Annotated in this window: 14 protein-coding genes and 1 pseudogene; 5 read left to right on the top strand and 10 right to left on the bottom strand. The window is 68.2% G+C overall.

Features of this window, described 5'->3' with window-relative positions; translation table 11 throughout:
- Positions 1–1,192 (bottom strand): glycoside hydrolase family 2 TIM barrel-domain containing protein (locus tag AC36XV_RS08765; RefSeq protein WP_492203306.1); only part of this gene is annotated, 1,192 nt, incomplete at its 3' end.
- Between the two features lie 306 nt (positions 1,193–1,498).
- Here AC36XV_RS08765 and AC36XV_RS08760 point away from each other — a divergent pair.
- Complete coding sequence (locus AC36XV_RS08760; RefSeq protein WP_492203305.1) at positions 1,499–2,245, top strand: carbonic anhydrase family protein; 747 nt, start codon at positions 1,499–1,501, stop codon at positions 2,243–2,245.
- Positions 2,246–2,400: 155 nt separating this feature from the next.
- Here AC36XV_RS08760 and AC36XV_RS08755 read toward each other — a convergent pair whose 3' ends face one another.
- From AC36XV_RS08755 to AC36XV_RS08740, 4 genes are all read right to left on the bottom strand, one after another.
- The gene (locus tag AC36XV_RS08755; RefSeq protein ID WP_492203304.1) at positions 2,401–5,010 is read right to left on the bottom strand and encodes a glycoside hydrolase family 2 protein; all 2,610 of its coding nucleotides are present in this window, start codon (positions 5,008–5,010) and stop codon (positions 2,401–2,403) included.
- A gap of 6 nt (positions 5,011–5,016) precedes the next feature.
- Positions 5,017–7,662, bottom strand: coding sequence for a glycoside hydrolase 5 family protein (locus AC36XV_RS08750; RefSeq protein ID WP_492203303.1), 2,646 nt, complete (start codon positions 7,660–7,662; stop codon positions 5,017–5,019).
- A gap of 84 nt (positions 7,663–7,746) precedes the next feature.
- Positions 7,747–9,273 carry an alpha-amylase family glycosyl hydrolase gene (locus tag AC36XV_RS08745; protein WP_492203302.1) on the bottom strand — a complete coding sequence of 509 codons (1,527 nt, stop codon included), beginning with the start codon at positions 9,271–9,273 and terminating at the stop codon, positions 7,747–7,749.
- Positions 9,274–9,469: 196 nt separating this feature from the next.
- Positions 9,470–10,720, bottom strand: coding sequence for an alpha/beta hydrolase-fold protein (locus AC36XV_RS08740; protein WP_492203301.1), 1,251 nt, complete (start codon positions 10,718–10,720; stop codon positions 9,470–9,472).
- Positions 10,721–10,830: 110 nt separating this feature from the next.
- Between AC36XV_RS08740 and AC36XV_RS08735 the strand changes: the two genes are divergently transcribed.
- Positions 10,831–11,835, top strand: coding sequence for an ROK family protein (locus tag AC36XV_RS08735; RefSeq protein ID WP_492203300.1), 1,005 nt, complete (start codon positions 10,831–10,833; stop codon positions 11,833–11,835).
- Here the strand turns inward: AC36XV_RS08735 and AC36XV_RS08730 are convergent.
- Entirely contained in the window at positions 11,832–12,380 is a 549-nt protein-coding gene (locus AC36XV_RS08730; RefSeq protein WP_492203299.1) for a hypothetical protein, read from the bottom strand. The genes AC36XV_RS08735 and AC36XV_RS08730 overlap by 4 nt on opposite strands.
- Positions 12,381–12,544: 164 nt before the next feature.
- On the opposite strand from AC36XV_RS08730, the gene AC36XV_RS08725 reads away from it, so the two are divergent.
- A complete protein-coding gene (locus tag AC36XV_RS08725; RefSeq protein WP_492203298.1) occupies positions 12,545–13,477 on the top strand; it encodes a cation diffusion facilitator family transporter in 933 nt (310 codons plus the stop codon).
- A gap of 81 nt (positions 13,478–13,558) precedes the next feature.
- On the opposite strand, the pseudogene AC36XV_RS08720 reads toward AC36XV_RS08725, so the two are convergent.
- Positions 13,559–13,846, bottom strand: a pseudogene (locus AC36XV_RS08720) (PadR family transcriptional regulator); the annotation flags it as partial.
- Positions 13,847–14,115: 269 nt separating this feature from the next.
- Between AC36XV_RS08720 and AC36XV_RS08715 the strand changes: the two are divergent.
- Positions 14,116–14,538, top strand: a complete 423-nt coding sequence (locus AC36XV_RS08715; RefSeq protein ID WP_492203297.1) for a secondary thiamine-phosphate synthase enzyme YjbQ — start codon at positions 14,116–14,118, stop codon at positions 14,536–14,538.
- Positions 14,539–14,552: 14 nt separating this feature from the next.
- Here the strand turns inward: AC36XV_RS08715 and AC36XV_RS08710 are convergent, their stop codons facing one another.
- Positions 14,553–16,268, bottom strand: coding sequence for a hypothetical protein (locus tag AC36XV_RS08710; protein WP_492203296.1), 1,716 nt, complete (start codon positions 16,266–16,268; stop codon positions 14,553–14,555).
- 166 nt (positions 16,269–16,434) lie between these two features.
- Between AC36XV_RS08710 and AC36XV_RS08705 the strand changes: the two genes are divergently transcribed.
- Positions 16,435–19,776, top strand: coding sequence for a serine/threonine-protein kinase (locus tag AC36XV_RS08705; RefSeq protein ID WP_492203295.1), 3,342 nt, complete (start codon positions 16,435–16,437; stop codon positions 19,774–19,776).
- A gap of 3 nt (positions 19,777–19,779) precedes the next feature.
- On the opposite strand, the gene AC36XV_RS08700 is transcribed toward AC36XV_RS08705, so the two are convergent.
- A complete protein-coding gene (locus AC36XV_RS08700) occupies positions 19,780–21,852 on the bottom strand; it encodes an LVIVD repeat-containing protein (RefSeq protein ID WP_492203294.1) in 2,073 nt (690 codons plus the stop codon).
- A 22-nt stretch (positions 21,853–21,874) separates the two neighbouring features.
- Positions 21,875–22,481 (bottom strand): DUF305 domain-containing protein (locus AC36XV_RS08695; RefSeq protein ID WP_492203293.1); only part of this gene is annotated, 607 nt, incomplete at its 5' end.

Below are 22,481 nucleotides of genomic sequence, written 5' to 3'. Positions count from 1 at the left end.
CCACCTTGCCGTGCGTCCACTCGTCGAATGCCTCGTCCATCACCAGGAGGCCGAGCCGGTCGCACAGGTCGAGGAACTCGGGCGCCGGCGGATTGTGGGCCGTCCGCACCGCGTTGACGCCCATTTCCATCAGCTTGCGGAGCCGGCGCTCCCACACCGCCTCGGGAACGGCCGCTCCGACCGGTCCGCCCCCGTGATGCAGGTTGACACCCAGCATCTTCACCTGCTCGCCGTTGAGGAGGAACCCCCGGTCCGCATCGTACTCGATGCGGCGGATGCCGAACGGGGTCGCGAGCCCGTCCACCGCCTCGCCGCCGGGGTCGAGAACGGACGTCCGCAGCGAGTACAGGGTCGGCGAGTCGAGCGACCACAGGGCGGGGTCCGTCACGACCATCTCCTGCCGGATCTCCATGCCGGCCCCGGCCGCCAGGGTGAAGGGCGATACGGCGCGGGCCACCGCGTTGCCCTCCGGGTCCACGACCACGGACCGGAGCTCGCCGCGCCGGATGGAGCTTCCCTTGTTCTCGAGGCGGGTGCGCACCTCCACGGTCGCGCGGCCGGTCTCGACCCGCGGCGTGGTCACGAAGGTGCCCCACGACCCGACGTGCAGAGGATCCGTCACGGTGAGCCACACGTGCCGGTAGATTCCGCTGCCCGAATACCAGCGGGAGTTCGGCTGGCGGGAGTTGTCGACCCGGACCGCCACCACGTTGCGGCCCTCCACGAGGTACGGGCTGATGTCGTAGTGGAAGCTGATGTAGCCGTACGGCCGGTGACCGACGTGCGTTCCGTTGACCCATACGTCGCTGTTCTGGTACACGCCGTCGAACTCGATCCGGTAGTAGCGTCCCACCGTCCCGCCAGGGAGATCGAACGAGCGACGGTACCAGCCGACGCCGGTCGGCAGGTAGCCGCCGCGTCCGGTGGTGACGGCGGCCGAGTCGTACGGGCCCTCGATGCTCCAGTCGTGCGGCAGGTCCACGGACCGCCACCCGGAATCGTCGAACGCCGGGGCCTCGGCCCCGGGGACGTCGCCGATCGTGAAGGTCCACCCGTAGTCCATCAGGAGGCGCTGGCGCGGAACCTCGACCTCCTGCGGCCTCGCCTCCCGGGCACCGTCCCGGGCGGCAGCCGGACCGTCGAAAGCGGCAAACAGGAGAAGGGAAGTGCAGACGACGCGCGTGATCCTCATGACCGTGCTCCCAGACCCTCGGAACGCGCCGTGCGCGGCCGGGGCGATCGGTTCGCGAGCTTCGCTCGTCCGGACCGGCCCGGAGCCCGGAACACGGCGTCGGAAGGATCCGACGACCGGAGCGTGACCATTGAGAATACCTCCGCCCGTCCACCCGGGCCACCGATCGACGACTCCGCACCCGGGCAGGCCCGACACCCCCTCGCCGCCGCTCTTGTCTAATCTTTGTCTAGTATATATAATCGACGTTCGACGGGCCGCCCGGCGGCCACTGACGCGCATAGAACCCGTGCAGGAGAACATGACATGAAGCACTTCGCCGCTTTGGTTGGACTGGGTCTGACCGCGGTCGTGTCCGCGTGTGCGCCGGCGGAGCCGGAGGCGCAGGAAGCGACGATGACCGCCACCGAGCCGGTACTGGTGTCGGAGGTGATGACCGAGGAGTCGCAGGCCGCCCTGACGCCGGCCGAGGCCTTCGCGCATCTGAGGGCCGGAAACGAGCGCTTCGTGGAGGGACGTCTCACGCCCCGGGACTACAAGGCCCAGGCGGCGGCGACCGCCGCGGGGCAGTATCCGAAGGCGGCCGTGCTGAGCTGCCTCGACTCCCGGGTGCCGCCCGAGATCGTCTTCGACCAGGGGATCGGCGACCTGTTCGTGGGACGGGTGGCCGGCAACTTCGAGAACGAGGACATGCTCGGAAGCCTCGAGTTCGCGACGGCGGTGGCCAACGTGCCCCTGATCGTCGTACTCGGCCACACGAGCTGCGGAGCGATCAAGGGAGCCGTGGCCGGAGTCGAGCTGGGCAACCTGACCGCTATGCTCGACAACTTCGACGAGGTGCTCGCCGAGGTCCGGAGGGTCCAGGAGTTCGCGGCGGATGAGGCGAACGACGAAACGATCCGGCTCGCCATCGAGGAGAACGTCCGGAAGACGATGGAGGACATTCTCAACTCCAGTCAGGTGATCACCGACCTCGTCGAGAGCGGGGAGCTCATGGTGGTCGGCGGAGTGTACGACCTGGCTTCAGGGCAGGTGCAGTGGATGGACTCCTGAGGACCGGAGGCTCCTCCCGGAGCCACTGACCCCGCTTCGGGTCCTCCTCTCGTAACTTGGGCCCCGGATCGGCTTCGGCCGGTTCGGGGCCTTCTTGTGGCCGCTGCCGGCGCCGCGTGGCTGCCGCCGGGCCCTGCCGCCCAGCGGGCTAGCCCCTACGCCGGCGCCGTGCTCCCCGGGATGCGGAACTTCGGCGCCTCGCTGTCCGCCTCCACGATCGGCCGCCCCTCGACCAGCATCACCGCCCGCACCCGACCCTCCGCGAACACCGGTCCTCCCCGGTGGACGGACCCCGTGGTGGGGTCGCCCCCGTCCGTCGTCACCCGGACCTCGGGCTCGACTCCCGGAAGGGGCGAGCCGAACCAGTGCACTCCCCTCGCCACGTGCATCCGCTCCCCGTCTCGAAGAAGCGCCAGGGCACCGGCGAAGCCGACCGGATGCTCCGCCTTCGAGGCCGCGAGAATCGTCGCGATCCCCGCATCCGACGAGAAGGGGCTCAGGCCGATGAGCTCGATCTCCCCGGCGGAGCCGAAGAAGACGTTCTCCCACGCGTCGGGCACGATCCAGTCGTCGGCGTCCCTCAGGACGGCGTGCAGGAAGGCCACGTCTCCGGAGTCCGCGGCGAACGGCCGGCCGCTCAGTTCCAGGCGCAGCTCCAGGGCGACCGGTGTCCCGGCGGTACGGACCGCGTGGTTGGCGGCGGCGAGACCGTCCAGGTAGCCGACGGCCCTCAGCGACCCGGGGCTGAACTCGCCCGCATCGAAGGTGAACGGCGGGTGCGCCAGGTGCGTGGAGATCCGGTCCTCGTCCGGCGTGCGCCGGGCCACCAGCCGTCCGTCCCGGTACAGCTCGACCTCCTCGCAATTGCTGAACACCCGCACGAAGCGGCTCGAGCCCGCCGCCCAGTGGCTGGCGATGAACACCATCGGACCGGACTCCGCGTGCTCGAGCAGCTCGTCCGCGGGCCGCTGGCTTCGGAAGAACTGCCGCGAGAACTTCGGCAGCCGGAAGATGTCCATGCAGCCGGACGACTCGATGTCCGGGGCGTAGCCGCGGTTGTAGTCGTACATCACCCACAGTCCGTCGGCGAAGGCGATCGTCTTCCGGTTGTCGTTGTGAGCTTCCTGGAAGTTCGTGGCCTGCTGGAGGAGCGCCGCCTCGCCCTGCCAGCGCAGCTGGCGGCTGTTCGCCTCGTCCGGGGCGAGATCGGCCCAGTCATCCTGCTCGAAGCCCGCGTTCTGCGCGTAGTACTCCCAGTCCCCGTACTCGCTCACCACGCAGGCCCGGTCGGTGACGTCCCGGCATCCTCCGTGCTGGCGCGCCTGGATGAACACGTCGTACCCCTCGGTCCACCCGCAGGTGTAGGTCTGGTCGCCCGGGTACTCCTCGTGCGCGATCGCGTGCGTGTCGCGAATGAACTCGCCCGGCATGTCGGTCTCGTTCAGCGACACTTCCCACAGGATGACGCACGGGTGGTTGCGGTCGCGCCGCAGCATGCGCCGGCAGTTCTCGTACTGGATCTCCGTGAACTTCGGGTCTTCCCGGTTGAAGTACTGCCACCCCGGAATGCAGTCCATCACGACGAGGCCGAGCTCGTCGCAGGCGTCCATGAACGCGGGGGCGTGCGGATAGTGGGACAGACGTACGTAATCGAAGCCGGCATCCTTGATCTTCTTCGCATCGCGAAACTGGGCGGCGTCCGACAGACCGTACCCGATGTACGGATACTCCTGATGCCGGTTCGTTCCTCTCAGGAAGATAGCTTCCCCGTTCAGGCGGAAGCCGTCCGGCCCCATCTCGATGCGCCGGATTCCGACCCGCGTCCGCTCCGCGTCGACGACGTGTCCGTCCTCGACGATCTCGGTCTCCAGCGTGTAGAGGTACGGCTCGCGGAGGCTCCAGAGGGCGGGGGAGAGGACCTCGAGCTCACGGGTCACTTCGGCGTCCGCATCGGGACCCGCCAGCTGCAGGGTCCCCGACGCATCCTCGGCCACGACCTCCCCGCGGGAATTCGAAAGCCGGTTCCGGATCACGAAGGTGCGCGCCTCGTCGCCCCGGTTGGCGACGTGCACCTGTACCCGGACCCGCGCCCGCTCCGGAGACGCCTCCGGGTAGGTGACGAACACGCCGCCGCTCGCCGTCCGCTCGGCCAGGATCGGGTCCGTGATGTGGAGGCGGTCCTTCACGACGAGTCGAACGTTCCGGTACAGGCCGTGATAGTAGTTGAAGTCCAGCTGGGCGAGCGGCTTCGGCCCGGTGACCGGGTCGTCCCGGTTGTCGAGTCGGACCGCGAGGAGGTGCTCACGGCCCGCCCGCACCCGCCCGGTGAGGTCGAAGCCGAACGGAAGCCACCCTCCCATGTGCTGGCCGAGGTGCTCGCCATCGAGCCACACGTCGGCCACGTTCATCGCCCCCTCGAATCGGAGCCACACGGTGCGGCCGGCGGCCTCCGGGGCGAGCTGGAAGCGCTTCCGGTACCAGCAGGTGCCCTGCCACTGAAAGGTCTCGCTGTCGGGCGGGCCGGTGACGAGGTTCTCGATCCGCGCCGTGTGCGGGAGGTCGGCGGCCGTCCATCCCTCATCGTCGAACCGGAGCTGTTCGGCGCCCGGCGCCTCGCCCCGGAAGAAGGACCACCCGGCGTCGAAGTCGGGGCTCACGGACGTCCTCACTCCCGACCGGGCATCGCACCCGGCGGACAGGCCCGGACCGACCGTGAGGATGGTGCCCGCTGCCGCGGTGTGCCGGACGAACTCTCTTCTCTTCATGTCGGTTCAGTCTTTCCCCTCGAGGACGACCCGCTCGATCTGGAATCCGTGCGCCTTCTCCCGGTTTCCGCCGAACATCTCCGCGCCGACCGCGAACTGGAGTCCGTCCAGGTCGGCGATCCGGGGCGCCTCGGCGCCCGCCTTCACCGTCATCCGGTAGGGCAGGAACTGCGGATAGGGCCTCGGGAGCAGCGTGAGGGGAACGGGACGCAGCTTCTCGGGCGAGATCTCGTGGTCCCGCCAATCCGGCCCGAGATCGATGACGGCGCCCCACGCGGTCCCGTCCCGTTCCACCAGGGCCACCTCGAGTCGATCCGATCCCCCCTCGGCCGCGCGGGCGCGGATCCGGAGCACCCATTGCTCCGGCGCATCGGCGAGTCGCGTGCGCTCCGACTCGGGCAGAAAGGTGCGGAGCGCGAAATGGTGTGGAGCCGGTTCAAAGTCCTCCACCCGGGCGAACAGGGCGAGCGCCCCGGGCCCGCTCCCGGGGATGAGGTCGGTGCGGAAGGAAACGTACGACCACGGGTGCGGATAGAGGACGTGACCCCGGTCCCTCGCTCCGTCGAACAGCAGGATCGGGGCGCTCTCCGCCACCACCGGGACCCGCCAGGCGTCCTGTCCGGTGTAGTCCCAGTCCATCGGCTGTCCGGGCCCTCCGCCTTCCTTCCCTCCGGCGGGGAAGGTCCGGACGGTCTCGCCCGAGTACACGGTGGCCACGTACTCGAGCAGCCCCTCGCGGAGGGCCTCGGCGGGAACCTCACCTTCCCATCCGAATCCGCCCGCCGGCTGCAGCGCCACCCGGGGCATCGGCCGCCAGTTGCCCGCCCGACGGGGCCATACGACGACGGAGTCGGGCGCCCGGTCGGACGCGACCACCATGCGCAGGGCGAGGGACCGTCCGACCGAATGCTCGACGGGCGGGTCGTGCAGCACGACCGGCGGTCCGCCGGAGGGCCCCGGCGCCACGAACTCGCTGAGGTCGCGGCCGTCCGATTCGGTGGGCCAGGCGCGCGGCGCACTCCGCGAGCGGGTCAGCAGGTAGACGCCCGGGCGCACGTCCATGGCGCCCGCCCGCACCGTCGGTCGGTGCGGGTTGCCCTCGTTCATCGGGGTGGCGGAGAAGTCCACGCCCAGATCGGGCAGGTCGATGCGCATGGGCCGCGTGCGCCAGATCACCCGTACGGCCTCGCGATCCAGGCCCGGGCGGGTGAATGGATCCTCGACCCACACGACGTCCGGGTACAGCTCGAGGCGCCACACCCCCTCCGCCAGCCGGTCCAGGAAGAAGGCCCCGGTGCCCTCGTACTCCACCACCGCCGACCGGCCGACGCCCGCCACCCGCTCGAGGCGCTCCGGGGCGGGCGGCTCGGCGGCGGAGCCGTTCGAGTACAGGAACGCCTCCTCCGTCACCATCTCGCTCCGGTCTTCCTCGTAGCTCACCCGGAAGGGCCCGAAGCGTTCGTCGTCCGGATAGGTTCCGTACGTCGCTCCGCGCGGAGTCCTCCGGAACACCTCGCCCGCGATCAGGAAGCTGATCGCCTTCCTCGGCGTATATACGAGGTTCAGGAAGTGCGTCTGGTACTCGGTGTTGGCATACGCCATGGCGAGCGGGTCGTACGCGAACTGGGTCGCGAACTGGAAGCCGGCACCGCGGAAGCTCCGCGCCATGGCCGGATACATGTAGGACCCGCCCACGTCGGCCGCATCGAACTCGTACACCATGCGGGCCTTGTCACGGCACTCCGGGAAGTCCGCGTACGGAATCGTGTAGCGGTCCACGTTCGGAAGCATGTTGCCGCCGATCTCCGAGTTCCGGACCAGGCCGGTCGGGTACCACTGGTGGCTCACCCCGTCGATGTCCGCAGAGCACACGGCCCGGCCGTGCTCGTCCGTGAAGTTCTCGCTGATGTTGTAGAAGATCGGCTTCTCGAGCCCGGCGCCGCGCAACGCCGCGGTCATCGCGTCGATGTACCGCGTGGTCTCCTCGGGGCCCGCCGGATGACGCGGCTCGTTGAAGATCTCGATCCCGATCAGGTTCGGATCCTCGAGGTAGGTGAGGCCCGTGTACGGGTTCCGGTGGCGGACGAACTGCGCCAGGTAGTTCGCCTGGGCGCGCCGGACCTCGAGGTCGACGCTCATCTCGGGCTTGTCGTAGCCCTCCGAGAAGCCGTCGGATCCGGGATCCGGCTCGGGATAGCCGGCCGGCCACCAGGCGATCGGTGTGAGGATGGCCTGGATTCCATGCGCCGTCAGGCGGGCCAGAAGGTAGTCGAGCAGGTCGAGGTGCTCGTTCTCGACCAGGTTGCCCTCGCGGTCGCTGACCTCCCGGTCCCACACGTGGATCCGGTACGCATCCAGCCCGAGGCGCGCCAGGTGGTTGACGTCCGCGTCGATGGCGCGCTTCCGGTCCACGCCGAGGTAGCCGTGCGCCCGGAAGGCATGCGCGAACGGAGTGGAATAGTTGACCCCGAACAGGGCCACTTCCTCACCGTTCGCGGTCCACCGGAGCACCCCATCGGCGTCCACGGACGCTGGCACCAGCGTCGCCCCGGCGTCCTGCGCGTGCAGCGGGACCGAATGACCGGCCGCGAGCACGATCGCGAGCAGTGGCGCGAACCCGAGCGCGAGAGATCGGAGCGGACGAATGGACATGGTTGGAGAGCCTCCCCTGAAGGTCGCCGTACGCTAGGTGGGGGCGGAGCGGGCGGCAAGAATACGAACGGTCGGAGGTCGGCTCTACTCCTGCCCGAGAAGAACGACGTACGCCTGCCGTGGCGCCAGCTCCGGGATGGGCACGTAGTCCCGAATCCGTCCATCCGTTCCCACCCGCAGAGGGCTGGCTTCGGGCACGGCCGCCTCCGGCACGGCTGCCTCCGGCCCAAAGATCACTCCGATCTCGTGCGTGCCGGGCGGGACGGCCCCGGTGTCAGAGGACAGCGAGACACCGGCCGCCGGCTCGTGGCCGAGATTCGCCACCACCAGGACGACGGCGTTCCCGCGACGCCGGATCCACGCCACGACGGACGGATCGCTCGCGGCCAGCGGCAGGATCTCGCCCTTCGCCTGGAGCGCCGGGTATCGAGCACGCAGGCGAATCAGCTCGCGGTAGCGATTCAGGATCGAGCCCCCGGCGCCGCCCAGCGTTGCCACGTTGGCCACCTCCCAGCCGGGCTGCAGCGGCTCCCAGGGTGTCCCGGAGGTGAACCCGGCGTGAGGACCGGACGTCCAGGGCATCGGCGTCCGCAGCCGCGGGTCGGGCTTGTCGCCCGGCATCCCCAGCTCCTCGCCGTAGTAGATGAACGGAACCCCCGGGAGGGTGAGCAGCAGGGCCGCGGCGAGCTCCGCGCCCTCGATGTCGCCGCCGAGCGCGGTCCGCGTGCGTGTCTGGTCGTGGTTCCGGAGGAACGGCGCGTATCGATCGCCCGGCACCCGGCCCTGCATCCGGAGCGCCGCCTCGAGCAGCCCGGAGCCGTCTGCCGCACGGACGGCGTTCAGGATGCCCTCGGAGACCCCGAAGGCGAAGTAGGCATCGAGCTGGTCCGGGTAGTAGGTGAAGATCGCGTCGGAGGCGTCGAACACTTCGCCGAGCGTGAAGGCGTCCGGGTGACTTTCTCGCACGTAGTCCCCATACTCCCGAAGCATGTCATGCGTGCGCGGAGCGTGGCCGGCCTGGCCGTCGGAGCCTTCCATCAGGTGCCACACCGCGTCCAGTCGGAGCCCGTCCGCTCCCATGTCGCCGAGCCAGAACGAGGCGATCCGCTCCATCTCGACCCGCACCGCTTCCGTCTCCCAGTTGAGGTCGGGCATGCGGCCGGAGAAGAAGCCGTAGTAGTACTCGTCCCGGACCGGCGAGCGGCGCCAGTTGTTGTCGCCCCACTCGTTGTCCGGCCCCGGGGCAGGGGAGAACCGATACCACGCCCGGTAGGGCGAGTCGGGATCGTTCAGCGCCTCCTGAAACCACGGATGGCGGTCGGAGGTGTGGTTCACGACCATGTCCACGAGGACGCGGATGCCCCGGCGGTGGGCTTCCGCCGTGAGGCGCCGGAAGTCCTCGTTGGTGCCGTAGTCCGGTTCGACTCGGTCGTAGTCGGTCACGTCGTATCCGTGATAGCTCGGCGACTCGGCGACCGGCATCAGCCAGATACAGTTCACTCCGAGGTCGGAACGGGTGGCCGGATCGCCGTCGTTCAGGTAATCGAGCTTCTCGATCAGGCCTTCGAGATCACCAATCCCATCCCCGTCGCTGTCGAAGAACGAGCGCACGAAGACCTCGTAGCACACCGTTCCGTCGAGCCACGGCGCCGGGTGTTCGGTGGCCGGGGTTTGGGCGGGGGAAACCGGGGAGGTGCAACCCAGGAAGATAGCTTCCCCCAGACAAAGTACGAAAATTTGAACCCATTGCTTCATATGATTGTTACACAAACTTATCTCAGGTATTTTATGATGTCTGGATCCCCCGTCAGCGGGTTCCGAACAGGAACAGGAGCGGGTCCTCCAGCCGGGCCCGCCACGACGCCTCGTTGTGGTTCGCGCCTTCGTACTCGCGCACCACGAAATCGGTGCCCCCGACCAGGCCCTGCTCGAGCAGCCATTCCCGAACGGCCTCGTGCGTCGGCCCGTACGCCGAATCGAGACCCTCCGTGCCGAAATCGAACCAGTAGCGGACACCCTGGGGAACGGTCAGGCCTTCCTCGATGTCACGCACGATGTACGGGGTCTCGTCGGGGGGCTCGGCATCCACGGTCTCACCGATCTGTGCCCAGACGGATTCCGACAGGGGGAAGTGAGTCGAGATGCAGCCGCAACTCCCGAACACGTCCGGGTGGTAGGTCACCAGGTAGAACGAGAGCAGGCCTCCCATCGACGAGCCCATGACGGCCGTGTTCTCGGGCCCGGTCAGCGTGCGGAACTCGCGGTTCACCCGCGGCATCAGCTCCTCGATGAGGAATCGGGCGTAGTCGGCGGCCCCGTGCCAGGGCGAGTACTCGGGAGCGCGCTCCTCCGTGCTCCACGCGCCGACCACGATCACCGGAGAGATCAGACCCTCTTCGGAAAGGCGCGTGATCGCCTCATCCACGCCCCAGTCCACGCCCGTGTTGGCGATGCGCGGGTCGAACAGGTTCTGCCCATCGCTCATGTACAGAACGGGAAAACGCGCCTCGGGGCTCTCGTCATACGCCGGCGGCAGCCACACCTCGACGTGCCGGGTGGGTCCGAGGAAGGCGGACCCGACGTCCGTCCAGTAGACGAGTCGTCCCTCGACTCCGGAACCCTCCCAATCCTCGATCCAGGCGAGCGGGTTCTTGAAGGCTCCGATCACATGGGTCACGGTCGTGTCCGAATCGACGACGAGACGGTGATTGCCCGGGACCTGGCCGTCGGGTCCGAGCGCTTCATCATCCCACGTTCCGAGGGTCAGCTTGTACTCGAACTCCGTGCCCGGCGGCATGTGCACCCGGGCGACCCGCACCACGTCCTCGCCCCCCATGGCGAGCCCCGAGGGATCCCAGGGGCCGAGCTCCGGCAGACTGCCGGCCAGGTAGACGGTGCCGGTGCCCTCGGGGACCTCCGCGCGGAGCGTCACGGCACAGCATTCCAGCGTCGGATCGCCGATCTCCGGGGAGGAAGCGGACTGAGAAGATTCCTGTTCGGAACAAGATGCGAGCAGCAGGGCGAGCCCGAGCCACGCGATCGGGCGGTTGACGCTCATGGCAGACACTCCGGTCGAGGGATTCACGCGACGGGTGACGATGACCGTGCTGGAAGCTACCTTCCCGAGTCGCACCGGCCAAGCGCGAATCCAGCCCCGGGAAGGCATCATTGACCTCTACAAACGCTCGAACGCTGACGGTCGGCGTGGACCTCGGAGGCACCAAGATCCAGGCCGCATCGTTGGACGCCGACGGCCACATGGTGTCCACGGAGCGAACGGCCACGGACGTGCAGGGAGGGCCTTCGAAGGCCGTGTCTGACATCGTGCGGTGCGTGCATGCGTGCGCACCCGACATGGAGTCGGTCGCTGCCGTGGGAATCGGGGTGGCCGGCCAGGTCGACACCGTGACGGGGACGGTGCGATCCGCCCCGAACCTCGGGTGGAAGGACTTTCCGCTCGGCGACCGCCTGGAAGCCGTGCTCGGGATTCCCGTCGTGGTGGAGAACGATGTCCGGGCGATCACGTGGGGTGTCTGGCAGCACGGCGCCGGCAGGGACATAAAGGACCTGCTGGTCGTGTTCGTCGGCACGGGCGTGGGAGGCGGGATCGTGAGCGGGGGTCGGCTGCTCACCGGGGACCGCGGAGTGGCCGGCGAGCTGGGGCATTCGACGCTGGTGGCCGGCGGTCGGCTGTGCACCTGCGGGAGGCGGGGATGCCTGGAGGCCTACACGGGCGGCTGGGCGATCGCGGCCCGGGCGCGCGAGGCGATCGAGGCGGATCCGGAGGCCGGCCGGGCGATTCGTGAAGCGGCGGGCGAGGATGCGGTCACCGCCGTCACGGTGAGCCGCGCCGCCTCGGCCGGGGACCCGCTCGCGGCGCGGCTCCTCGAGGAGACGGGGCGGCACCTCGGGGCCGGGATCGTCGGCCTCGTTCACGCCCTCAACCCCCGGCGGATCGTGCTCGGAGGAGGGGTCGTCGACGGGAACCCGCACCTGGTCGACATCGTGGCCACGGCGGTACAGGAGTCGGCGATACCGATCTTCTCGGACCGGCTGGACGTGCGGCGCTCGGAGCTCGGGTCGCAGTCGGGCGTGGTCGGGAGTGCGTCTCTCGCCCGACGCCGGCTGGAGGCCGGTCGGATCACCGCCGTCGAGCGTGAGGGGGACGACTAAGCCGGTATGTCTCCTTCATCGCCATCATCAGAGGGCGGTGAGCTCGAGTCTTCCTCCCCCTGATCGGTCGATGACGGTCGGGGGGTATAGAGCTTGTCTCCGTAAAAGACGCTCTGCTTCGGGCGGGCCCCGACCAGGATCGTCGCGTCGTTACAGAAGACCTGCTCGACCGGGATGTAGGCAGGACCGCCGATCTGCATCCCTCCGCGAAGGATGTTGAGCGTCACGGTGCTGCGAAGGCGGAATCGCGGGACCTCGTACGCGGTGCGCGTGAAGCCTTCCGCCGTTCGTCCCGCCCGGTAGCCGTCGAAATAGACCTCGAGGTCGTACGAACTCCGGTTCACGATCGTAACCGTGACCGTGACCGCCTGGACGCAGGCGCCGTCGAGGGAGGCTGCGTCCGCTTCCTCCGAATCCGACGGTTCGGTCGTGCCGGCCACGTCTGGCGCACCGGGTGCGTCGGACGGCGCCTTTGAGGAGGAAGCGCAGCCGGCCAGGCCGACCAGGCCCAGCAAAGTCAGAAGACGTCGCGTGCGTGAAGCCATCGACTTCACTACCCGATGCACGCCGGTCCTGTTTCATGCGAGCAGCCGTGGGTAGTCGTTCGGCCGTGTGCTCCGGTTTCCCGAGGCGGGACTCGCCCTAAATTGGAACGCGGCGCGCCGCCGGGCGGGGGCGGACGCGATCGACTCGAACCGAGGTGGGGACCATGGCTGCAGGAAGCACCCGGGCCGTCGTTGCGGCGATGATCGCGAATGCGGTGATCGCGGTCGCGAAGTTCGGGGCCGCGGCCATCACGGGAAGCTCGGCGATGCTCTCCGAGGGGATTCACTCGGTCGCCGACACCGGGAACCAGGCTCTGCTGCTGCTCGGACATCGTCGCAGTCATCGGGCGGCCGACGGGAGGCATCCGTTTGGATACGGCGCCGAGTTGTACTTCTGGAGCCTCATCGTGGCGATGATTCTCTTCGGGCTCGGCGGAGGATTCAGTATGTACGAGGGGCTCGCCCACCTCGGACATCCCGAGCCTCCTCAGAACGTCGGGTGGAACTACGCGATTCTCGCCATCGCCTTCGCGGTTGAGGCCACGGCCCTCCGCGTGGCCCTTCGAGAACTCGGAGGGAAGGGGAGTGGCAAGAGCCTCTGGCAGCGGGTCCGCGACAGCAAGGACCCGCGGGTGTTCGTTCCCGTTGCGGAGGATGTTTCCGCCCTCGCAGGCGTGGCGGTCGCCTTCCTCGGGGTCTTCCTGAGCCGAGCCCTCGATGTCCCCGCTCTGGACGCGATCGCGTCCATCGTCATCGGCTGCATCCTCGCGGCCGTAGCCCTCTTTCTCGGCTACGAGACCCGGGCCCTGCTCGTCGGCGAAGCGATCTCCGATCGGCGCCGCCGGCGGATCGAAGAGATTTGTCTGGCCGAGGAGTCGGTGGAGCGCGTGGTCCGCATCCTCGGCGTTCACCTTGGTCCCGACGAAGTCCTTCTGACGCTTGGCCTCAAGTTCCGAGGCGATCTCGAGGTTCAGGAGGTTGCCGCCACCGTGGAGCGTCTCGAGCGACGCATCCGGGACGCGGATCCGAGCGTCACGCGCGTGTTCGTCGAGCCCGAAGTCGAGGGAGACCCCGGAGGGCTGTCGATCCCATTCTGACGGCGGCGGCCAGAGCGGAGTGTGCCTCCGATACCGGGCCGCGCTGCGCCGGACTCGCTCCAGATTCCGGGCACGCGCCCGCCCGTTCTCGGTCAACCGGTGGTACCGACGGCGCGGCCGACCGGCGTCCAGCGCCGTGTCGGGATCCTCCCACTCCGCTGCCAGCGCTCCGCAGCGCCGCAGTCGCACGAGTGCCTTGTACACCGTTCCGTGAGAGCGAAGCTGGACGGGCCCTGATCTGCCGGTCCGGTCTACGCCCTTGCACAGCAGCCGAGCGATCTCGTAGCCGTGAACGCCTTCAGGCTTCTCGGCTGCTTGCTCCGCGACGACCTGGATGATCGCTCGGTCGATGGAGTTTCCTCTTCTCATCGGCCGGTTGCTCGTGCTAGTGGCTGGAACGTGGGGCATACCCCTCGAATCGGCACCCTACGGTTGGGGAAGATATCTTCCCCGTATGAACACCCCCTCAATCACCCCCCCCACCATCTCTCGCACCCCGCCCCGTTCCCGCCACCGAAACCGCATCCTCGTATTGCCGTGTTCCGGTCAGCCATCGAGTTTCGGCTTCAACCGGGAGGAGGGTCCAGTGGAGACCCTGCCGCGACCCGCTGGAGTTCTCGCATCCATGAGGTGAATCCGTGCACAGCTTCCAGAAGGAACTCACGCTTCCCGCCTATCCGCGAGGATTTCACCTCATTACTGATCACGTCCTGCAGGCGCTGCCCGAGATCGAGGCGATCGGAATCGGGGTGTTGCACGTGTTCATCCGGCATACATCCGCCAGCCTGACCGTGAACGAGAACGCGGACCCGACCGTTCGGACCGACTTCGAGGCCTACTTCGACAGGGCGGTTCCCGAGAACGCGCCTTACTACAGACACACGGACGAAGGACCGGACGACATGCCGGCGCACATCAAGGCCTCGATGATGGGCAGTTCGGTGTCGATCCCGATTACCGGAGGGAGACCGAACCTCGGGACCTGGCAGGGCATCTACCTTTGCGAGCACCGGAATCGAGGGGGTCGGAGGGGGCTTGTGGTCACTGCGCTCGGCGTCTGAGCGACGCGATCGCCTCAGTCGCCCCGCAGGATGGGCGTAGTGGAGGGGAGGCTCTCGCGCCCGGATGCCGGATCCCGAACCCGGATTCCGACCACATAGTCGCCGGGTCGCGTGTCGGAGAGGTCGAGTCGAAGGTGGTGTCTGCCGATCTCACCGTCCGGCATCTCGGAGTTGAACGAGAGCCGGAAGCTCGTTTCGGCGGCTGCCAGCCGCCACATGCGGTCGGCCGCGTTCTCCGGGACGACGCGGACCTCGACGGCGTAGGTGGAGCCGGGCGCGAGCCCGTACGATTCGAAGTAGACGTGGACCCGTCCCTCCGAATCCGTGGCATGGCTCGGCGTCACGGCGAGGAATGTCGCTCCGTCCCTCGTCCATGTGCCACCGGAATCGGCCGCGACGGCGATGTCGCTGACCTCCGGCAGATCGGCCAGGGCGATGCCTGTGATCGTGCCCCGGACCCAGTTGCCGGCCGGCTTCCCGGCGTCGTCACCACCGATCGTGTTGCCATCTCTCACGGTCAGCGTGACCGCGTGGCCCCCGGGACCGACGGCGACGGGAAGCCTCGAGATCAACGCGTCCTCGTCAGAGAGCTTCGAAGGCACCCGGTACGGAGCCCGGACCGAGTCCCGAACGACGGCGTCGGCGGTTCGGACGGTCGCGGCCAGGTCGATCCGATAGACGACCCGGTCCCCGGAGTCGGCAGCCGCGACGAGGTCGCCCGCTCGCACGCCCGCGAGGAACCAGACGACGGTGCGGGTGGTCGAAGGATCCAGGAACCGCAGACGCTCCCAGGCGAACCGGACCGCGGGCTCGACGTTCGGCGCGTCCGGCACCGAGTCGAGGGCGAACTTCACGTCCGCCAGCGTCCGCTCCCGCTCCTCCGTGAGGTCCTGCAGCAGTTGCGTCCCGCCCCTCACGGACCGGTAGGCCAGCGTGGCGTAGTAGGGGTCGAGCCCCTGAAAGGAGAGCAGCAGGTCCTTGAGCGGTGCTTCCGCTCTACCCTCCAGTTCCAGGTCGGCCATGTCGACGAGCTGGAGCGGTGTGGCGCCGTACCGAATGCCCACCGCGCGCCACGGAGCATCGAGCAGGCGATAGTCGGTGTTCCCGATGGACAGGTTCGTGATGGGCGAGAAGAAGAAGATGCGGCGTCCCCCGGGGCGGTCGTACGCCCAGCCCTCGACCCGATTGCCCATCGAGTCCGCGTAGCCCGCGATCGCGTACGCGACGTCATCCGGCTCGCCCATTCGAAGGTAGATGAGCCCCCGGTCGTCGAACATCAGGTCCGGACTCCGACCCAGTGAGTCCGCCGCCCCGGCCTGAACCCGCTTCGCCGGCAGCCAGTAGTCCTCGCGGACCCTGGTCAGACGCTGGTAGTGGGTCGCGAGACGTTCCGGCACGGATTGTCCTGCCCGCTCGGCTCGTTCTGCCACCATCTCGCGCAGGAGGTCGCATCGCGCGTCGGGAGAGCGAGCTTCCCACTCCTTGAGCTCTGCGGCCGTCGCGAGACCCCGGAGATCGGCCCACAGGGCGTCCAGGACGGCCGGGTCGGCCGACGCGCAGGCCGCCTCGAAGGCCTGGATTCCTCGCGTCCAGCGCCCATCTGCGAACAGGGCATGCATTTGCTGAATTGGTTCGGGAGGGGGCTGTGAAGCCACCTCCTGGGCCACCGTCTGTCCGGTCGTCAGAAAGAGCAGCAGTGGCAGCGGGAGCAGCGTTCGGACGCAGTTCATGCTCCACGGTAAGCAAGATGTGGGCAGGGCGGAATCGCAGCGTCGGGACGGCACCAACCGGGTCTTTCATTCGCGCCAGAAAACAGTACTCTACAGATAGAGATCATTCTGCGACCCCACCTGCAGGGATCTCCGCCCTTTGCGGCCCCGGGAGAGGAGGGCTCCCGTGGAGAGCGTGCGCGAGAGCATACGCCCCGCACTCGCCAAACGCTACTCGATCGAGCGCGAACTGGGATCGGGTGCCATGGCCCTGGTCTTCCTCGCTCAAGACCTCAAGCACGATCGCAAAGTCGCCATCAAAGTACTGAAGCCCGAGCTCGGCAGCGCCGTCGGGGCCGATCGATTCCACCGGGAGATCGAAGTCGTCGCCCGGCTTACCCACCCCCACATCCTCTCTCTGCACGATTCCGGCGAGGTCGGCGGTTTCCTCTTCTTCGTGATGCCCTACGTGGAAGGCGAGTCGCTTCGAGAGCGACTCACGAGAGATGAAGTCCTGCCCGTAGGCGAGGCGACCCGGATTTCGATCGAGATTGCGGACGCACTCGACTTCGCCCACCGGCACGGGGTGGTGCACCGGGACGTCAAGCCAGCGAACATCATGCTCGCCTCCGGTCACGCTCTGCTCGCGGACTTCGGGATCGCCAGGCTGGTGGAGGGGGCCGACTCGACTCTCACGGGGACCGGCATCACGGTCGGAACGCCGGCGTACATGAGTCCGGAACAGGTATCGGGAGACGAGCCCATCGACGGCCGCTCCGACATCTATTCACTCGGTTGTGTGCTATTCGAGGCGCTGGCGGGCCACCCGCCGTTCGACGACGCGAGCCGCCGAGCGGTTCTCGTTCACCACATCGTCGATTCGGCGCCCGACGTCCGCTCGTTTCAGCCGAAGGTGCCCTCCGAGCTGGCTGCCGTCATCCGAACCGCACTCGAGAAGGTACCGGAGAAACGGTTCTCGACCGCATCTCAGATGAGCCAGGCGCTGGCCTCCTGCCGTTCCGACATCGAGATCGCCAACGGCGCGCGGGTTCGGAGAGCCCTCCGCAGAAAGGTTCGCTGGCAGCGCCGCGGCGCGAAGGGAGCTCTGGCCGTGGGGGCAGCCCTCGCGGCCGTGGGGACGTTCCTCGTGGTGCGGCGGGTCGCATTTCCGCCGGCGGAGGTCTTCGCCCGCGAGGATCCAAGAGGGTCGTACGCCGCCGTGGCCTTCGAGCGCACGGGGCAGACGGAGGAAGAGGCGCTGCTCGCCCTCGAGGCCGCCGATCTCCTCGCGCTCCAGCTCGACGGCTGGGACAAAGTCGATGCCACGCTCGAGCACGAGCTGTCGGGGACGAGGCAGGAGCTCGGTCTCGTCCAACCGACGTTCGCGAGGCTGGAGGACGGTCTCGAGGTGACCCGCGCCCTGCGGGTCGGCACGCTGATCGGTCTCCGTGCCCGGCTGTGGAGGGACACGGCCTTCCTCGACGCCCGCCTGTACGACGTGGCGAGCGGCGAATCCCTGGGCTCCTTGCTCGTGGCCGACGGACCTCCGGATGACCTCTGGTCCATCGTCTCGCAGATCGCGGGTCGAATCCTGCAGCTACGGGGAGAGGATCCGCACCTTCTGCAGACCGAGTCGACCAGTCAGGAAGCCTGGCAAGCCTACCTCGACGCCCGGACCGCCCTGTACGACTGGCGGCTGGGGGAGGCGGAAGCCGGCTTCCGCCGTGCGATCGAAGTCGACCCCGAGTTCGCCCGGGCTCATCACTACCTGGCCGTCACCCTGTTCTGGCGGACGACCCGGAACGTGGAGCGGCGTCGCGACCTCCTCCCCCGGATCCAACAGGAGACCTCCATAGCGGATGAACTGGCGAGAGCCGCGGAGCTGAATCCGGGGCTCGAGTCGCACATCGTGGGCTTGCACGCGTTCGCGATCGGGGACTACGAGATGGCTCGCTCTCAGTTCCGAGAGCTCGTCGCGGCGGACTCCACCGATGCCGAGGCGTGGCTTTTCCAGGGCGTAGTGGAGTGGACCGACCCGTGGCTGACGAGCTCGGCCGAAGAGGCGCGGCCCCGCGGAGATCTCAACCTGGCTCGCCAGTCGTTCCTGAAGAGCAGCCGCATCTGGCCGGAGTCGCAGATCAGCCGCGGCATGCAGTTCGAGATCACCGAGCGACTGGTCGGTTACTGGCGCAGTCCGGCTTGCCCCATGTTCATGAAGCCCGACCCGTTGCGCCTGGTGCCGCCGTACACCGACCCCGACGATGCCGAGTACGTCCCTCTGCTTCCCGTGATGAGGAGGGACTCGATCGAGTGGGAAGGCTGCGACCACCGCTTCGATCCGATTCCGGCCGTAGAGGAACGCGCTCAATTCATGGCGAACGCGGAGCGTCTTTACCGGCAGACCGTGGACGAGATCGAGCGGTGGGCACGGTACGCACCCGACCAGGAGCGTCCTCAGGAGGAATGGGCCCGAGCGGAACTGTGGTGGCGGTCCCGCATGGCATGCGACACCGATACGGCGGTGAGCCTCGGAATGGCGCGCAGCGCGCTCGCTCACATGGAATCGGCTCTTTCCCTCACGGCCGATCACACCCCGGAGCAGCGGATCGATCACGCCCTGCTTCGACTGGCGGTCGGGGAGTGCACGGCGGCCGAGGCCGCCGAAGCCGTCGACTCGGCTCTCGCCTCGCTGGACGATGTCCCCGGCGGGTACGGCGCAGCCCGCCCCACGGACGAGGACTACGCGATTCCTTCGTGGACCGCGGCCAACGCCTACCTGGCGGCTGGACGCCCCGGCCGCGCGATCGAGCGCATGCAAGGCATCTGGGCCCTCGAGTCCCGGGCGGTGAGGGACCCCGCGGATGTCGAGACCTACTACGATTACGGCGACGTCTTCCAGGTGATGGGAGTGATCCGGGTGCTGGGAGCCGTCGGCGCATTGGGGCCGGAACTCGACCGGGCCCTGGCCGAAGTGGATTGGGCCTGGTCGGCGCCACACTATGCAGATCCGGACCGCCGCCGGACCGTGCTGAGGCACTCCGCGGCGATCCACGAGCGTTCACCGACGGCCGACATCCGGCCCGCACTCGCCCAGAATCCGGACGCGCGAACCCTCTGGTTCTCCGGATGGGGCGATCTCGAGTCCGACATCCCGCCCCTGTGGCGGGGCTTCCTCGCTCTCGACGCCGGTCCGGACAGCGTCGCCGTGGCCAGGCAGTGGCTCGACACCGCCATCGGTGAGCTGGATGAGCTGCCGCGTCCGTATCCGGTCGACTATTTCATCACCGGCCTGCTGGCGCAGGGCCTCGGAGAGCACGAGCGGGCGATCGACCTGTTCGAGCGGATGGAACGCTGTCCGCTGAGGATCGATCTGATCGACGTGGGGTGGGGCCTGAGCCGTCTCGTCCGACTGTACCGCGCACGCTCTCTGGAGGCGCTGGGCCGCGGCCCGGAGGCCGAGGCCCAGCGGTCGTGGCTCGAGAGGGAGTGGGAGCATGCGGAACCCGGCGCCGGGGCCGGGCTCCGCTGATCCTCAGCCCTCTGCCAGCGCCCGAACCGTGTTCGAGAGCATGGAGAGCTTCTTCGCGTCCGCTTCGTCCTCCGAGTCACCGGCCAGGTGCTCCAGGTGCTCCGACATCTGCATCAGGCTCGCCTTACGCGCCGATGCCGGCATGGACTCCAGCTGCGACAGCAACGAACGCGCCATCGACGCGCCCTCGGCGCTCATGCCGCCCGATCGCTCCAGCTGGTCCACGTAGGCCTGCGCGAGCACGAACGTGGCTGGCCACACGAATTTTTGCTGTCCCTGCACGTTGAAGTATGCTAGCTCAACCGTTTTCGAGGCCTCGACCTCGTTCTCTGTCAGGAACTCGCTCGGGACCAGTTCCAGGATGTCGAGGCCCCGGGCGATCTCGGAGCTCACGAGGAGCCCGTTGTACCAGTAGACGGACCAGGGCCCGCCGCTTGGATCGAGCTGGCTGGCATCCACCGGGCCGCGATCGAAGAAGGCGATCTCGTAGGGATGGGCAGGGTCCGTCCAATCGAACACCGAGATTCCTCCCTCGTACCACGCCTGGACCATGATGTCGCGTCCCGGAACCGGGATCAGCGATCCGTTGTGGGCCACGCAGATCTCGGTGGAGAGCTGAGGCACCGGCAGCTTGTAGTAGCTCTGGAACTGCATGTCGCCGTCGGCGATGGAGAACAGCGCGTCCGCGCCCCACTGGTACGGGTCTCCGACCCGACACTTCGCCGCGCCGCCTCCGCCCCACTCATCGCTGAACAGGATCTGACTGCCGTCGTTGTTGAAGGTCGCCGAATGCCAGTACGAGAAGTTCGAGTCCGCCACGGCCGCGATCCGCTTCGGGTTCACCGGATCCGAGATGTCGATCAGGAGGCCGTATCCCTCGCACGCTCCACCGGCGAGCCCGATCTCCGGGTACAGGGTGATGTCGTGGCACTGCGTCGGGCCGGGTCGTGGGCCATCCCCCTCATCCTCATCCCCGCCCGTCATTCGAGCGACCATGGCCGGCAGGCGCTCTCTCAGCGCCGCGCTGTCGGCGGCCGTCGGCGGACCCTCGCCTCCCCGCTGCTCCACCATCTGTCCGAGCAGCTGGTCGGCCCATCCGTCTGGCAGGACCATCGTCTGGTTCTGGTACTCGACGACGAACGCCCCGCGCGCGCGGGCCTTCTCGATCTCCTCGAGATCGGCCTCGCTCGGCCCGTGTCCCGGGGCCTCCACCAGGCCCTCGAAGATCCGGGGCGACGAGACGATCGCCGCCTGCTCCGGGTGGGCCAGCGGCACCCGGATCACTTCGATGCGGAACAGCGCCGAGTTCGGGTCCTCATCCGGCGACTGGGCGGAACAGCCCGGCAGCTCCTCATCGGGACGGACGGGCGCGGATCCCGACACGTAGATGTAGACGTTCTCGCTGTCCTCCGGGTCCACGAGCACGGAGTGCGTGTGAGATCCTCGGCAGGTCTGCACGTTGGCGATGTACTTCGGGTCCTCGATGTCGCTGATGTCGAAGATGCGGATGCCGCGGAGGCGGTTCGGGCTCACCCTCTCCTCGTTGCCTTCGGTGCCGCAGTCGAGCCGACCCTCATAACCCTCGCCCGAAACGAACAGCAGGTTCCCGTACACGGACACGTCGCTCTGCGAGGCGGGGCAGACGTAGCTCTTCACGAGGACGGGCGAAGCGGGGTCCGAGAGGTCCCAGATCTGGAAGCCATCGAAGTTACCCTGGATCGCGTAATGGTCGATGAAGGCGAGGTCGGAGTTCGTGGACCCGACGAATTCGGCCGGTGGAGGTGTGGCCGACACCAGGCGGAGGTTCCAGATCGCCTCCTCGGCGTCGAAGAGCCCGTCTCCGAGCTGAGCCCGAGGATCGCTCGACTTCGTTTTCGATGCGGCCTCCGCGGAGGGCGCCTTCGCCGGCTTTGCGGGCGCAGCCGGGGCCGGTTGTGCGGCCGGAGCCGGCTGTGCGGTCGGCGGCTCTGCGGGCGGTGCCGTCGAAGACGAAGCGCAGGCGGTGACGAACAGGGAAGCGGTGGCCCCGGTAAGCCATCGAAGGGCCCGCCGCGGAGAAGGCACGTCAGCGATCATCGGTTCCTCTCGAGTCTCGGTTTCAGTCCGGCGATTCCGTCTTGAGAATCTGCTCCAGTAACTGCTCCATCCGCTCGATCTCGGTGATCTGATCGACCCGGACGTCGGACGCGAGCTTGAACGCGGCCCGGTCCTGGGCGGCTCCATCCACGGCGATGAGCTCGTCCACCATGACGATCGCTCCCCCGTGGTGCTGAATCATGTAGGCCAGGAACAGGCGATCGAACTCGGTCCCGAAGGCGCCGCGCAGTTCGTCGAGCTGCTCCGGAGTGAGCATTCCCGGCATGGTGTGGCCGTGGGCTCCGTGGGCACCGTGCGCCCCGTCCGCGGACGACATCACGTGCCCACCCTCGCTGACCTCGGGCGCGGGCTGACCGCGAAGCTCCAGCCAGCGTTGCATGGCGGCGATCTCATCCCGCTGCGAGTTGATGATCCGGGCCGCGAGGGTCTGAACGGTCGGGCTGGCGCCGTGCGAGGGAGCCAGCTCCGACATCACGATCGCCTGAGCGTGGTGGGCGATCATACCGGTCATGAAGTCCACGTCCGCCTGCGTGAACCGCATGCGGGCGCTGTCCTGCCGGGCCCAGTAGAGGCTCTCCAGCTCTGCCGCGGAGAGCTCGGCCGTCGCT

This window comes from Candidatus Benthicola sp. (assembly GCF_058719085.1).
This window is presented reverse-complemented; position numbering and strand designations above follow the sequence as displayed.

Coding starts and splice junctions, on each gene's coding strand:
- AC36XV_RS08740 (WP_492203301.1), bottom strand. CDS start 10,720: ATGAGCGTCAACCGCCCGATCGCGTGGCTCGGGCTCGCCCTGCTGCTC.
- AC36XV_RS08750 (WP_492203303.1), bottom strand. CDS start 7,662: ATGTCCATTCGTCCGCTCCGATCTCTCGCGCTCGGGTTCGCGCCACTG.
- AC36XV_RS08760 (WP_492203305.1), top strand. CDS start 1,499: ATGAAGCACTTCGCCGCTTTGGTTGGACTGGGTCTGACCGCGGTCGTG.
- AC36XV_RS08710 (WP_492203296.1), bottom strand. CDS start 16,268: ATGAACTGCGTCCGAACGCTGCTCCCGCTGCCACTGCTGCTCTTTCTG.
- AC36XV_RS08725 (WP_492203298.1), top strand. CDS start 12,545: ATGGCTGCAGGAAGCACCCGGGCCGTCGTTGCGGCGATGATCGCGAAT.
- AC36XV_RS08730 (WP_492203299.1), bottom strand. CDS start 12,380: ATGGCTTCACGCACGCGACGTCTTCTGACTTTGCTGGGCCTGGTCGGC.
- AC36XV_RS08755 (WP_492203304.1), bottom strand. CDS start 5,010: ATGAAGAGAAGAGAGTTCGTCCGGCACACCGCGGCAGCGGGCACCATC.
- AC36XV_RS08700 (WP_492203294.1), bottom strand. CDS start 21,852: ATGATCGCTGACGTGCCTTCTCCGCGGCGGGCCCTTCGATGGCTTACC.